Source organism: Bifidobacterium sp. LCP19S3_E9 (assembly GCF_052121135.1).
Classification (GTDB): Bacteria; Actinomycetota; Actinomycetes; order Actinomycetales; family Bifidobacteriaceae; genus Bifidobacterium; species Bifidobacterium thermacidophilum.
Map to the genome: position 1 here is coordinate 78811 of NZ_JBQKEV010000007.1, position 13773 is coordinate 92583.

Here is a 13773-nt window from a genome sequence, read left to right on the forward strand (position 1 = left end):
AACCGGCAACAGGAGCCAACCTGCTTCGAAATCTCAATTTCTCTTGGAATCCGCCCTCGAGCGTGAGATTTTCAGACTTTTCTCTGAAAAACTCAACGAGAACGGCGCATCGCTCGAGATTTTCAGTATTCACAGGCACGCGAGCCAACGACGAAGCATCATCCACCGCCCCGACACCAACTACCACGGCGAAGTAGCCCGATAGCACCGCCGCGGTCACAACTACACAAACCAGTTACGCCAGACGGCTAGTTTGCGTAGACAGTTTGTGGAGGGAGGCGTTGACTCGTTGGGCCGATTGATCGATTAGCTGATTGATTGATCAACCAATCGTGGCCGTCCGTCAGTCGTCGCGGGAGAGGACGTCGATGTCGCGCACGCCGTCGACTTGCGCGATATCGCCGATGCAGTCGTGCAGATCACTTTTGTTGCCGGCGAGCCGCAGTTCGACCGCAGCACCCTGCCATGAATCCCCGTCGACATCGTGCGTGGAGACGACCTGCGTCTCGAACCCATGCCGCGCGGCGATCAACAAGGCTTGACGCAAAGCACCTTTACCGTCCTGGTAGGTGACCCGAATCACGTAGTCGCGGTCGCGCTTAAGCGCCCAGACCACAAAAGGCGCAATCGCCAGCACCACCACGAAATACAGTCCCGTAATCAGTAACGCCAGCGGGAACATCCCTGCCCCGCACGCCATGCCCACGGCCGCCGCAATCCAAATCGCGCATGCGGTCGTCAACCCGCGAATCGTATCGTGGTTGAAGAAAATCACGCCTGCACCGAGGAATCCGATACCCGTCACCACCTGAGCGGCGATACGCGAAGCATCCCAAGTGACAGAAGCTCCGACGACCGCCGGCACACCCTCAATCGACACCATGGCGAACAGGCAGCTGCCCAGACCGACCAGAATATGTGTGCGGATTCCCGCGTCCTTGCGCCGCACCTCGCGCTCGAAACCAATGAGACCACACAACACCAGCGCCGCCACGACGGCGACGACATCCATCCATGACAACGGCACCACTCGCATATGGTCACCTCCGCGTTACTCGACAGCAAACCTCCTGATTCCAAGCCTAGCGCGGATTCGAAGCCGCCCCGGCCGCCCCGGACATTCCAGCCGCTCCGGACGCCCCAGCCACACGTTCCCGCACGAACCGTTCGAACGTTTCGGTGGTGACTCCCTGATAGCCGCGTATCGACGCATACTGCGGTCCGTTGGACGTATCCGCCCGCATATATCCAGTCTGGGCGATGGTAGTCGCCCCGGATGCGGCGGCCGAACGCAGACCGCTCATCGAATCTTCGACGGCAACGCAGTACGGCATCATATCCGCCCCGATGCCAAGCAGCTTCCCTGCCGCAAGGTAAGGCGCCGGATCTGGCTTCTTCGCGACATCATCATCCCCGCAGATATAGCCGGCGAACACGCCCTCCGGCGCCTGCGCGACCAGGTTTTGTGCAAGATTGCGCGGCGATGTGGTCACCAGCACCGAGGGGATTCGCGCCGCCGCCAGCGAGCGCAGTACATCCAACACGCCCGGAATCCAAGGCATGCGCAGACGCTCCTGCTGGGCGACATAATCAACCATGCCTTTGGAGATTTCCTCAACCGTCAGCGCCGTCCCGCGTTCAATCATCTGCCGGGCGACTTGGGGCACGGGGGTTCCGGAGCCCTGCCAAGCGAGATCCTCGTCCCAGTACCCGCCGTGCGCGGCCGCGAGACGCAGCTCGGATTCATGCCAGTACGGTTCTGAGTCGATAAGCGTGCCGTCCATATCCCAGAACACTGCTTTCAACATGTCTGCCTCACTTGTAAAAAGTCGTGCGGATGCGCGGCCGCCTGCGGGACATTGCCCGGGCAACCCACCGTCGCTATCTTCTCATATGGCACATAGAAGCTGGTTCGGTTAAGCTGTCAGAGCGCGCAGGAGCCATCGGCATGGACAGCAGCCTCGCACAAAGCCTTGCAGGCGTAATTCTTCCGGGAGAACTGACGGATTTTCCCAATCCCCGCACAAACTCCCACATCGAGCGCGGGAGATTGCAGGGAATCGGTCATCCACCGGACAAACTCCCAACAAGAACGTTGGAAATCCGCGATTCAAGAAAAGCACCCCAGAAGCCCAAAACGGGAGAACACCGCCCAATCAGCACATCCGTGACAAACTCCCACACAAATCCGGGACATCACCGCACACCATCCCATGGCTGCACAAACTCCCACGCCAAACCGGGACATCATCAGCCACTAGCCCATCTCAAGACAATCTCCCGAAACCACCCGGGATTCGCGCCGCCCTCAAACGCCCCTACACACCCGATGCCTCTGCGGCCCGCCCAGACACAACAAAAAACCGCACACCCAAGTGGGCATGCGGTAGATGCACGATTGAATTGCCGGGGCCGTCACCGGCATTCGACGCGTAAGCGGCACGCGGGATTCCCCCGCGGTACGGTCATGGGCACGGTTTACCGGTACCCCCAGATGACCATGGATCGCGATGCGGAGCGTTGCGCGTCCGTCCCGCTTGACGGCAATGCACGGGTGTCCTCGTGAATATCGCGCCGCCACATACGGGCACGTCGTGAACGCTTCACTTGCATGATGCCACCATCCGCGTCAGCTGCGAAGATACTGGAATCCTTCGGCTCACGCAACCGTTTGTTCTGTCGGCGCAATTGGCGGTTTTCCTCTTCAAGCTCCAGAATCCGCGCGACACCGGCCAGATTGACGCCTTCATCCTGGCTGAGCCGCTGCGCCTGAACCAGCCGGTGGATGTCGCGCAGCGAGTACCGGCGGGCGCCGCCTTCCGTACGTTGCGGCGTGACCAGCCCCAGTCGGTCGTACTGCCGGAGCGTCTGCGGGTGCATGTCCGAGAGCTGCGCGGTATGCCCGACGGTGAACAGCGGCATGTCGATATCGAAACCCACATCGTCCGCGCCATCGAGGTCGGCACGGCCTTCGACCAGCGCTATCGCGCACATGTCGTACAGCGCGCGCACTTGTGGTGTCACCCGTGCCATAATTCCTCTCTTCATTACGAGTCGGTATGTGCCGCACGTATCGCCACGCATCGGCACATATCAATGTCAACGTCTCAGCGTCCTTCGGCGAGTTTGTCCACGAAATCGCCAGTCGCGGAGTCGAATTCCTTCGCCGCGTGTTTGATGCCCAGACCCGGCTTCGACGGCACCTGGATCTGCACGCGAGCGACCAAATCGCCGTCATGCCCGGGAACGCCATGTCCACTGAGCCTGATTTCCGTGCCGCTCGAGGAACCGGCAGGCACCTTGAACGTCACGTCATTGCCGTCAATATCCGTCGCGCTGATTTTGCCGCCGCACACCGCCTGGCCGACGCTGATCGGCAGGTCCATGACGATGTCGTGGCCACGCAGCGAGAACTTCGGATCCGCCTTGACATGGACGGTGAGGTACATGTCGCCCGGCTTGCCGCCGTACAGTCCCGGCTTGCCTTTGCCGGGGATACGAATCTTCTGCCCATCTTCGACGCCCGCCGGCACATGGGTCTTGAACTGCTTGCCGTCCACGCGCAAGGAGACCGTGGCGCCTTTGACCGCTTGACGGAAGGTCAGGGTGATCTTCGACTTGCGGTCGGCACCCTGCTGCGGGCGAGGCGTCTCCTGGTATTCGCTGCGCGCCCCGCCGAACGGCGAACCTGCGCCGGCGCCTGCACCGCCGCCGAACATTGAGAAGATATCGTCCATATTCGGCTGGCCGCCCCCGGATGTCGAGAACCGGATGCGCGTGCCTCCGTTGCCGGAACCACCTCCGAACATTGACCCGAAGATGTCGGAGAATCCGGACGCGTCGAATCCGCCTTGCCCGGAGCCGCCGGCGAACCTCGCACCACCCATACCGAACTGCCTGATCGCGTCATACTTCTGACGCTGATCCTTGTTGCTCAGTACGTCGTACGCTTCGGAGATGTCCTTGAACTTCTCCTCCGCTTCCTTGGTCTTGTTCAGATCAGGATGATATTTGCGCGCCAGCTTGCGGTACGCCTTCGTGATATCGGCTTCGCTGGCGTCCTTGGAGACACCGAGGACTTTGTAGAAATCCTTGCTCAGCCATTCATTCTCAGCCATCTATGCCTCCAATCCCCATAGATTTGCGCGGTACGTGATTGCGTTTCCGCTCCTGTTTTCCACACGTGTAGTGTTTGCTTGTTTGATGCCGGGGCCGCGCCAAACCGTTGAGCTGGACTGGCGCGGCCCGGCGAACGTATATCCGGCCGTCGGCCGCATCTGTCAGGAAGCGTATGGCGCCACCCGCGGGATGCACGGCGACCGGCATGGCGGGAGTATGGTTCCCGCCACTTCGGTCAGTTCTGAGGCATGGACACCACGACGCGGGCCGCCCTCACGACGCGATCGCCGATTCGGTACCCCGCCTCGACGACGGTGTCTACTGTCTCTTTCTTGGCTTCGGGATCCGGCTTCTGCAGGACCGCCTCATGCTTGGTCGGATCGAAATCCTCGCCTTTCTCGCCGAATTTCTCGACGCCGAATTTGGCGAAGGTCTTGTCGATCTTGGTGGCGACGGCCTTGAACGAATCGTCCATCTGCCCGTGTTCACGGATTCGGTCGATATCGTCCAACGCCGGCAGTAGCGAGGTGAGCACGTCCACAATGCCGTATTGGCGGCTTTGTTCGCGCTCCTTGTTCATGCGGTTGCGGTAGTTGATGAACTCCGCCCGCTCACGCTGCAACGCCTCCAAGTACTCGGCGGCTTCCTTCTTCGCCTGGCCCAGAGGGGTCAGGGAGCCGTCCTTATCATGGTCGGCGTCACCGTCCTTGCCGTTGTCGGCAGCACCGGCGGAAGCATGCTGCGCGTCATCTTGCGCAGGTTGCGCGGCTTGCTTCTTGCCGTCTTCATCTGCGGCAGACTTGGCGTCTGACGACGCTGCGCTGCCCGCCTTGGCGGTGTCCGATGCCTGCTCGTGCGGCTGATCGGCGGCACTGCCGGCACCTACGGACTGTCCGCCCGCGGATGCCGACGCGTTCTGCTCATGCGATCCTCCGGCCTGGCCGGACGCGCCCTCGCCGTTGAGCGAGTCGACATCCGGCAGGTCCTTGAGGTAATCGTCCTTGTTGAAGTCGGACATTACTTGTTGTCCTTCTTGTCGTCGTCATCGTCCACGACTTCGGCGTCAACCACGTCGTCGTCGGAGGACGAAGCCGCACCGGAAGCCTGGCCTGCTGCACCGGCGGCACCTGCACCAGTGGCGCCAGCGGCACCTTCAGCGCCCTGCTGGGCGTACAGCGCCTGGCCAATCTTCTGCGCGGAGGTCATCAGCTCGTTTTGTGCGGTCTTGACCTTCTCGATGTCGTCGCCCTTCAGGGCTTCCTTGAGGGCGTTGACCTTCTCGGTGACTTCCTTGACCACATCGTCGGACAGCTTGGCCTTGTTGTCGTTGACGAGCTTCTCGGTGGAGTAGGCGAAGGATTCGGCCTGATTGCGGGTCTCGGCCTCTTCCTTGCGCTTCTTGTCCTCGGCCTCGTGAGCCTGCGCTTCCTTGACCATGCGGTCGATCTCGTCCTTCGGCAGGGCGGAGCCGCCGGTGATGGTCATGGACTGCTCCTTGCCGGTGCCCTTGTCCTTGGCGGACACGTGCACGATGCCGTTGGCGTCGATATCGAAGGTGACCTCGATCTGCGGGACGCCACGCGGGGCCGGAGCGATGCCGGTCAGCTCGAAGGTGCCCAGCGGCTTGTTGTCACGGGCGAATTCACGCTCGCCCTGATAGACCTGAATGAGCACGCTCGGCTGGTTGTCCTCGGCGGTCGAGAAAATCTCGGAACGCTTGGTCGGGATGGCGGTGTTGCGGTCGATGAGCTTGGTCATGATGCCGCCCTTGGTCTCGATACCGAGGCTCAGCGGGGTCACATCGATGAGCAGGACGTCCTTGCGGTCGCCCTTGATGACGCCGGACTGCACGGCAGCGCCGACGGCGACAACCTCATCCGGGTTGACGGACTGGTTCGCTTCCTTGCCGCCAGTGAGCTCCTTGACGAGCTCCTTGACCGCCGGCATACGGGTGGAACCGCCGACGAGCACGACATGGTTGATGTCGCTCACGGAGATGCCCGCGTCGGACAGCACGTTGTTGAACGGCGTGCGGCAACGGTTGAGCAGGTCGGAGGTCATTTCCTCGAAGTGCGCACGGGTGAGCGTCTCGTCGAGGTGAACCGGGGTGCCGTCAGGCGTCATGGCCAGATACTGCATGGAGATCTGCGTGCTGGTGGCGCTGGACAGTTCCTTCTTGGCCTGTTCGGCGGCTTCCTTGAGCCGCTGCAGCGCGATCTTATCCTTGCTCAGGTCAACGCCGTACTTGTTCTTGACTTCGCCGACGAGCCAATCGATGATCTTCTGATCCCAATCGTCGCCGCCGAGGTGGTTGTCGCCGTTCGTGGCCTGCACCTGAATAGTGGAGAAGCCGTCGTCGTCCTTGCCGATTTCCAGCAGGGAGACATCGAAGGTGCCGCCGCCGAGGTCGAAGACCAGGATGCGTTCATCTTCCTTGCCCTTCTCAAGGCCGTAGGCCAGTGCCGCGGCGGTCGGCTCGTTGATGATACGCAGCACGTTGAGGCCTGCGATCTTGCCGGCGTCCTTGGTGGCCTGACGCTGGGCGTCGTTGAAGTACGCCGGGCAGGTGATGACGGCGTCGGTGACGGGCTCGCCGAGCTTCTGTTCGGCGTCCCTCTTGAGCTTCATCAGGATCTGCGCGGAAATCTCCTGCGGGGTCCACTTCTTGCCGTCGATCCCAACCGTCCAGTCAGTGCCCATATGGCGCTTGACGGAGCTGATGGTGCGATCGACATTGGTGACGGCCTGGCGCTTGGCGACTTCGCCAACCAGAATCTCACCTGACTTGCTGAAGGCGACCACCGACGGGGTGGTGCGAGCACCTTCCGCGTTCTCGATAACGGTGGGCTCACCGCCTTCCAGCGTTGCGATGCAGGAGTTTGTCGTACCCAAATCGATACCAACTGCGCGTCCCATATGTTCTCCTTTATTGTTGTTCTGTTATCTACGTCTTCGCTCAATCGGCACCGCCCGGAGGCCGTGCCGTTGGATGCTTCCAAACTTGAGCCTACATCACTCAACTTTGGATGGCCAACTTTTATTCCCACATGTCACGAAAATTTTTTCCGCCCATGCAAGCGAGCCACACCGATGCCGTCAGCAAGCCAACAACACGCATGCCTGAAACGGGCCAGACCAGCTCCCCCTAACAACAAACGCCGGCCGCCCGCGCAATCGCGGACCTGCCGGCGTTGTTCGCCCCGAAGGACGTCACACACTAGGAATATGAGAAGAAGGATTCAGAGATTCCCCACGGAGCCCCGACAGGGCATCCGGATGATTTCGAGCCTGCCGTACTCGCCAAACCCGACCCGCGAAAGGCCAGTCCAGCCAATCGGCCGACCCGAATGCCCTCCGGGGACAGCGGCAGCAGCCACAACACACCGAAGGACATGCGGGGACTCCCTATTCAGTTATCGCGGCATTCGCCGGAGCTCTTTGGCGGCGCCACCGCTGACACCGCCGCAGGGCTTACTTCCGAGCGAATATGCCGCGGCGCCATGCGGCGAGCAAACCACCGGCGACGGCGAGCGCAAGCGCCATCATCACCGTGCCGAGGATGCGGGTACCGGTTTGGCCGAGGGCACCCACCAAGGCGCCGCCCAACCCGGCTTGCCGGGCCTTGTTACCAGCCTTGTTACCAGCCTTGTCACCAGTCTTCGGCGCAATCACGACGTTGCTTGCACCGTTGCCGGTGAGACCGAACTCGGTCGCGATCTTCGTGCCGGACTGCTTGCCGGTGACGGTCAGCGTGTAGGTCGATGCGCTCGGGTCGAAGCCCTTGACGCCGTTGAAGCCGATGGTCGTGGTCTCACCGGTGGCGACGCGCACTCCGGAGACCGGGGTGTCATCGTTCGATGAGGCGAGCACGGCACCGGTTTCCGTGTCTTGCAGCTGGTAGCCGAGCACTGCGTCGCCGTTGAACCCGGCGACCTTCGCCACGCCGTCCTTGACGGAAACCTTGGCGTTGGAGGACAGCGCGTTCTGCGCGTCAGTATCGGCCGCGAGTCCAAGGGATTTGGCGATGGTGTAGAAATTGTCGGTCTGATCCGTCAAGCCGTCGACACGAGATGCGCCGGGGCCGGAAGCCGCGATGCGCAGCTGGGTGCCGGTGTGCTCCATGCCACCGTCGTTGTATCCCCTGGAAGCGTCCTCCGCATCCGGATCGGTGACGGTCGCGGTGCCGTAAGACACGACGATCTGGGCGCCATCAACCGGAGACTTGAGGATGGTGCTGAGCGCGTAGGCCGGCGGCTCGCCGACGATCTGGCTCGTATGCGCGTGGTCAGCGGTGACGATGATCAAGGTGTTGGACAGATCGACCTTCTTCAGCGCAGCGGAGATCGCCTTGTCGAGGTCGTCGGTCTCACCGATCTGGCTGCAGGCGGTGACGGCCGCCACAGCCCCGGCGATGATTGCATGTCGTTTCACTTCTATTCCTTTCCTCGACGAAAACCGGCAGGCTCCTGTTCGTTCATCTGCAAACCGATTGCTGCTGGGCCGGTTTCCGTCCGATTGCACGCTATGCCGGCAAAGCATCGGGCAACGTTCGCACAGTCGAGGGGCATCCCAACTCTTGGTGAATTCTCAGAGAATTCGTGCTTTCTCGCGATTTTTGAAAGATGGTGGCGCAATCATCGGCGCCGAAGCTGACAACGTTTGCAAATATTATGAAACAGCTGTACAATTGCGAGACGGAATCAGCGTTGAATCTTGATGGCACGAGCATGAAGCAAAGGGGCAGGAATGGCAAAAGCTGGCATTCGAGATGTCGCCAAAGTGGCGGGAGTATCCATCTCAACGGTTTCGCGCGCCTTCACGCGCCCAGAACTGGTATCAGAGAAAACCCGACGGAAAGTGCTCAGTGCCGCGGACAAGCTGGACTTCAACATCTCCCGCTCCGCCACCGCTCTGAAAACCGGTCAGGCATACCGTGTCGCGCTCCTGATGAACGAGGAAATCACCAGCTGGTTCAACACCGAAGTCTTCGCCGGAATCAACGACATCCTTCACGATGCCGGATATGACATCTCCCTGTTTCAGCACATCGACACAGCCGAGAACCGCAAGGAGTTCTTCACCACTCTGCCGGTCCGCCGCAACGTCGACGCCGTATTCGTCAACTCGTTCTCCATCGACCCTTACGAGGTCGAACAGCTCAAACGCATCCACGTCCCGATCATCGGCATCAACACACCGTCCGCCTCGAATTTCGACGCCTCCGTCAGCATCAATGACGAAGAGGGCATGTTCATGGCGGCCCAGCATCTGATCAATCTCGGGCACCGTCACATCGTGTACACGTGCTCGGAACCTGCCAAAGGCATCACATCAAGCATCGACGACCGCGGGCGCGGATTCATACGCGCGTGCAAGGCCGCCGAGCACAATCACGACTTGCAATGGCAGGTATTGTCCGTCCCCCGCGGCCGTGCGTTCGCCGATTCCGCACTCACGGCGCTGCTTGCGCTCGACGAATTCCCGGACGCCATCTGCTGCCAGATGGACATGATGGCCATTCCGCTGGTGCTCAAGCTCGAGCATTACGGCCACTTCACGCCGAAGGACTACTCAATCATCGGCTTCGACGATAGCCCGTACGCCGACACGATCAATCTGACCACCATGCGGCAAAATCCGCGCGATATGGGACGAAACGCCGCCATGAAGGCGCTCAAGCTCATCGCCGACGAACCGTTGGACAACCCGCACGAGACAATACAACCCCAGTTGGTGCTGCGCGGGTCAGACGCCGTGTTCAAGAAGTAACGGCAGCGCAGCTCGGCGGTTCACACCACCGGCAGCTCACATCACCGGCAGCGCGCACAACAGCAACGTCACCGGGTACAACGCGTAGAACACCCACTTCGTCCACGGATGGCCGTACCCCAGTTCGTCGCGCCGCGTGTGCAGCATCGCCACGCCGACCGCCGGCATGATGAAGAACACCGCCCCGAGCACACCTGCGGTCATCATCATCGTGTTCTCGTGCGCGTCCAACGCGTAGAACACCAACGCCATGCCGATGAGCAGCACACCCATATTGAACATGCCTTGGCGCAGACCGACATGCAGGAGCAGCGCCCAGGCGAGCCCTGCGGCGGCAACCAGCACGATGGCAGCCCATTTCGCCACACCTTGTAGGTTCTTGCGCACCCAGTCGACCGCCGCGATCACGATCAGCGCGATCATCAGCGCGAACACCGGGTTCTGCGAGTTCATATCCCAGACTTTGCCAGATGTCGCCATATCGTATGGAACTTCGGAGATGATGGCGAGCGCCAGCAGACGTATCCCGTATTGCACGACGCTATGCGTGTGGCGATACCCTTGCACCAGCAACCACGCGTACAGGGGCACGGCGGTCCAGGAGACCACTTCGCAGATGACCAGAACCGTCATCGCGACCATGTCGTCGGATCCGGGCTGATACCCGAGCATGGACGGCAGGATGGTCGTGCCGATGGTGGCAAGAAGCACAAACAGCCACCCGACGGTTTTCACGCGGAATGTCGTCATTCCCCGCCGGCGGTTACGCCCTCCGCGCGCCGCCTGATTGTCCGCGTACTCCTCCGTCACGGTGTCTTCCATATCCGGTTTGCACCACCTATCCGTCAGTCGTGTCCATGACTCCGGCGGCGTGGCCTGAATGCCACGGCCGCCGGCAACTGGGGGACATTATCCCATACAGTACTGGAGGCCGTCTGCAAATGCGGCGTTTTCACTCGCCGAGCACAAAAGCGGTCAGCGCACCGTAATCGGCGCCGTTGAGGGAAAGCACCGCCTGTTCGCAGATTTCAGGATCGTCCTGGCGTGAAATCGCGGTGTGCAAGTAGACCCCATCGATGCCTGCAGAGGCAGCACCTTGGATGTCGCACCGCTCCTCGTTGCCGACCATCAGCGCGCGGTCAGGCGTCGTGTACTCGTACTCCAACGCGCGCAGGAAGAACTTCGGCGATGGCTTGCGCATGCCTTCCTCACTGGAGATGACAATGCGGTCGAGGGCCTTGTTCAGTCCGGTCACCTCGATTTCAGGACGCGTATAGCAAGCTTGCGCATTGCTGGCGAGCACAGTGCGAATGCCGGCTTCACGCAGTTTGCCGAGCATCTCGAGGGCGCCGGGGTACAGGCCGAACTTGCTGGTACTGGCCTTGCGGAACACCCACGCGGCCTTCGCAGCGAGCTGCGGCGAAGCCATCGAACCGCCGGCCGCATACAAACGCTGGAAGACCGGAAGCACGTCTGGCTCCACCCAATCAGGGTGTTCCGCGCCCTTGCGCGCTTCCTGAACGTTGACCGCATTGAGCTGGTCGAAACTCGCCTTCAAATGGGCTGCGTCATCGTAATGGGCGCCCGTGGCGTCGAGGAACTCCCACAACTCCTGCCACGGCTTCGCCGCCTGTTCGTCCGTGTGGATGTCAATCAATGTCCCGTACAGGTCGAATAGCACCACCTCGTATCGCATAGTCACGCTCCTCGCTCCTCCAAATCATGTGCTTTGCAGTACCCACCAGATGACGGACGTCGTGACGGCCCGCTTCAATTCAACCGGTTTTCCTGCCATTGTACGCAGAACAATGATGCCATGACGCGTATATGGGCGGTTTTGTGGAATGACGGCGGGCGGATGCATGTTAAGTCCGAACGGCACCATGCGCCAGACCACGCTGGCACACTGGCCGAACCGTGCAGCATACCGCCGGGACCTGCGCAACCGCCCGCAATCGGACGATCAAACGGCCAATAACAGCCGAACGGTCGCAAACAACCAGGCAACCGTCACACGTGTACAATCACGAAACTCTGCGGCCCCAAGGTCACTTCGCTACCGCGCGCCTGCGCATTGCCCAGACACAGCAGCACGGTCGGGTCATTGGCCTTGTCGCCTTGCGCGGGGACGGTGATCGTTTCGGTATTCAGCCCCGGGTTCATCGCGACGACGAGACGCTCCGAACCGTCTTCCGCCACCCGCGAGTAGGCGAAGGACCGCCCCCGCTCGGGTTGGGCGAGCACGACGAGCGGCGCCTTGGCCCGCAACGCGCGATGGTCGGCACGCAACGACAGCAGAGCGCGCACCCATGCGAGCATGGAATCGGTCTCCCGCTCCTGTTCGGCCACGTTCGGCGCATCCTCAGCCGGGTCGACCGGCAGGTAGAGCGAATCCGAGTCCGCGCTGGAGAATCCCATGTTCTTCGACCTGTCCCACTGCATGGGCGTGCGGCTGCCGGTGCGCGCGTACCCGCCTTCCTTGGTCGGCAGATCGCGGTAGCGCATGCCGATTTCGTCGCCGTAATAGATGAACGGCACGCCCGGCATGGTCAGGAACATACCGAACGCCACCTGCTGCTCACGTTTGGTCAGACGCGGCGCGAGACGCGGCGTGTCGTGATTGCAGGTGATGAAGCAGAAATACCCTTTGCCGCGGATCGCCTGATACTGCGGGATGTACTGGCTGAGGAACTCCTGCACACTTCCGCCACCCTTGGCACTGAAATAGCTGTGGTCGTCCGCGGTGTCGAGCGCATTGTCCGTGTTCCGCGCGAGCAGGTTGTAGCCGTTCGGATTGCCGCCGAAACGCCAGTCGAGGTAGAAGTCCATATCGAAACCGGCTTCCAGGGCCTGTTCGGGCACACCCCACTCGGAGACGAAAGCCGCCTGTGGGAATTCGGATTTGATGGTGCCGAGCATCTCCTGCCATGCCTTGATAGTCTCCGGCTTGTCCTCACCGTCGTTTTTGACCAGCGAGTTCGCCATATCGACGCGGAATCCGTCGCAGCCGAGCCCAAGCCAGAAGCGCATGACGTCCACCATCGCGTCCCTCGTAGCCTTCGCCGCGGCCGAATCGGTGGAGGACTGCCACCGCCGGTCACGCTTCGCAAAGCCGTAGTTCAGTGCAGGCTGGCATTTGAAGAAGTTCAGGATATATGTGGCGTTGCGTTCGCTTTCCCCGCCGATGAACGGCATCGAGTAACCTTCGAACGCGCTGTCGGTCCAGATGTAGCGGTCGGAGTACTCGTTGCGTTCGGCGCGCTGGCTTTCTTTGAACCACGGATGTTCCTCGCTGGTGTGCCCGGGCACAAGGTCGAGCAGCACGTGGATGCCGCGCGCATGCGCCTGGCGGAACAGCTCGACCAGATCGTCGTTGGTACCGTAACGCGGGGCGACCTTGCGGTAGTCTCGCACGTCATACCCGGCGTCCTTGAAAGGCGAGTCATAGCAGGGGTTGATCCATAACGCGTTGCACCCCAGCGAGGCGATGTAGTCGAGCTTGCCGGTGATGCCGGGAATGTCGCCGATGCCGTCGCCGTTCGTGTCGCAGAAACTTTGCGGGTAGATTTCGTAGAACACGGCTGTATCCAGCCATGCCGGCCGCGTGAATGTTGTCGTCATGTCGTTCCCTTCTTTCTGGCTTCCGCCATCCGGCCTGTTTGCCTTGCCGGTACAAGGGCGGATGCCGCGTATGCGACGCTGCGCACGCTTGGGGATGCGCCTTACCAGCACGCACCCGTCTGTGTCTGTTGCACCACTGTGTTCAGTAGTTCAGCAAACGCTAGCACACGAGATGCACTTCGACACCCGCAGACGGTGCAGACATCTCAGAAGGAGTCAAAAACCGCATAATATCAACCCGTAACCGTTGTACCAAAATCATTT

At 61.1% G+C, this 13773-nt stretch carries 11 protein-coding genes; 1 reads left to right on the forward strand and 10 read right to left on the reverse strand.

What is annotated here, in order from left to right; all coding sequences use genetic code 11:
- Positions 1–343 precede the first annotated feature (343 nt).
- The 7 genes from ACTQYB_RS05260 to ACTQYB_RS05290 form a co-directional block, all read right to left on the reverse strand.
- Positions 344–1036 carry an MgtC/SapB family protein gene (locus ACTQYB_RS05260; protein WP_441482196.1) on the reverse strand — a complete coding sequence of 231 codons (693 nt, stop codon included), beginning with the start codon at positions 1034–1036 and terminating at the stop codon, positions 344–346.
- A gap of 46 nt (positions 1037–1082) precedes the next feature.
- A complete protein-coding gene (locus ACTQYB_RS05265; RefSeq protein WP_441482195.1) occupies positions 1083–1808 on the reverse strand; it encodes an HAD family hydrolase in 726 nt (241 codons plus the stop codon).
- A gap of 670 nt (positions 1809–2478) precedes the next feature.
- Entirely contained in the window at positions 2479–3033 is a 555-nt protein-coding gene (locus tag ACTQYB_RS05270) for a heat shock protein transcriptional repressor HspR (protein ID WP_152570403.1), read from the reverse strand.
- A gap of 74 nt (positions 3034–3107) precedes the next feature.
- Entirely contained in the window at positions 3108–4118 is a 1011-nt protein-coding gene (locus ACTQYB_RS05275) for a DnaJ C-terminal domain-containing protein (protein WP_015451196.1), read from the reverse strand.
- Positions 4119–4354: 236 nt separating this feature from the next.
- Positions 4355–5137 carry a nucleotide exchange factor GrpE gene (gene grpE / locus ACTQYB_RS05280; protein WP_412171369.1) on the reverse strand — a complete coding sequence of 261 codons (783 nt, stop codon included), beginning with the start codon at positions 5135–5137 and terminating at the stop codon, positions 4355–4357.
- A complete protein-coding gene (gene dnaK / locus ACTQYB_RS05285) occupies positions 5137–7035 on the reverse strand; it encodes a molecular chaperone DnaK (protein WP_441482386.1) in 1899 nt (632 codons plus the stop codon). Before dnaK ends, grpE begins: the two co-directional genes overlap by 1 nt.
- Positions 7036–7590: 555 nt before the next feature.
- On the reverse strand, positions 7591–8550 hold the full coding sequence (locus ACTQYB_RS05290; protein ID WP_441482385.1) for an alkaline phosphatase: 960 nt from the start codon (positions 8548–8550) through the stop codon (positions 7591–7593).
- A gap of 315 nt (positions 8551–8865) precedes the next feature.
- Between ACTQYB_RS05290 and ACTQYB_RS05295 the strand changes: the two genes are divergently transcribed.
- On the forward strand, positions 8866–9888 hold the full coding sequence (locus tag ACTQYB_RS05295; protein WP_033507078.1) for a LacI family DNA-binding transcriptional regulator: 1023 nt from the start codon (positions 8866–8868) through the stop codon (positions 9886–9888).
- Between the two features lie 36 nt (positions 9889–9924).
- Here ACTQYB_RS05295 and ACTQYB_RS05300 read toward each other — a convergent pair whose 3' ends face one another.
- From ACTQYB_RS05300 to ACTQYB_RS05310, 3 genes are all read right to left on the reverse strand, one after another.
- Positions 9925–10710: a TraX family protein gene (locus ACTQYB_RS05300; RefSeq protein WP_321046612.1), complete on the reverse strand. Its 786-nt coding sequence runs from the start codon at positions 10708–10710 to the stop codon at positions 9925–9927.
- Positions 10711–10840: 130 nt separating this feature from the next.
- The gene (locus ACTQYB_RS05305; RefSeq protein ID WP_321046611.1) at positions 10841–11584 is read right to left on the reverse strand and encodes an HAD family hydrolase; all 744 of its coding nucleotides are present in this window, start codon (positions 11582–11584) and stop codon (positions 10841–10843) included.
- 314 nt (positions 11585–11898) lie between these two features.
- A complete protein-coding gene (locus tag ACTQYB_RS05310; protein WP_441482384.1) occupies positions 11899–13509 on the reverse strand; it encodes an alpha-amylase family glycosyl hydrolase in 1611 nt (536 codons plus the stop codon).
- Positions 13510–13773: the final 264 nt, after the last annotated feature.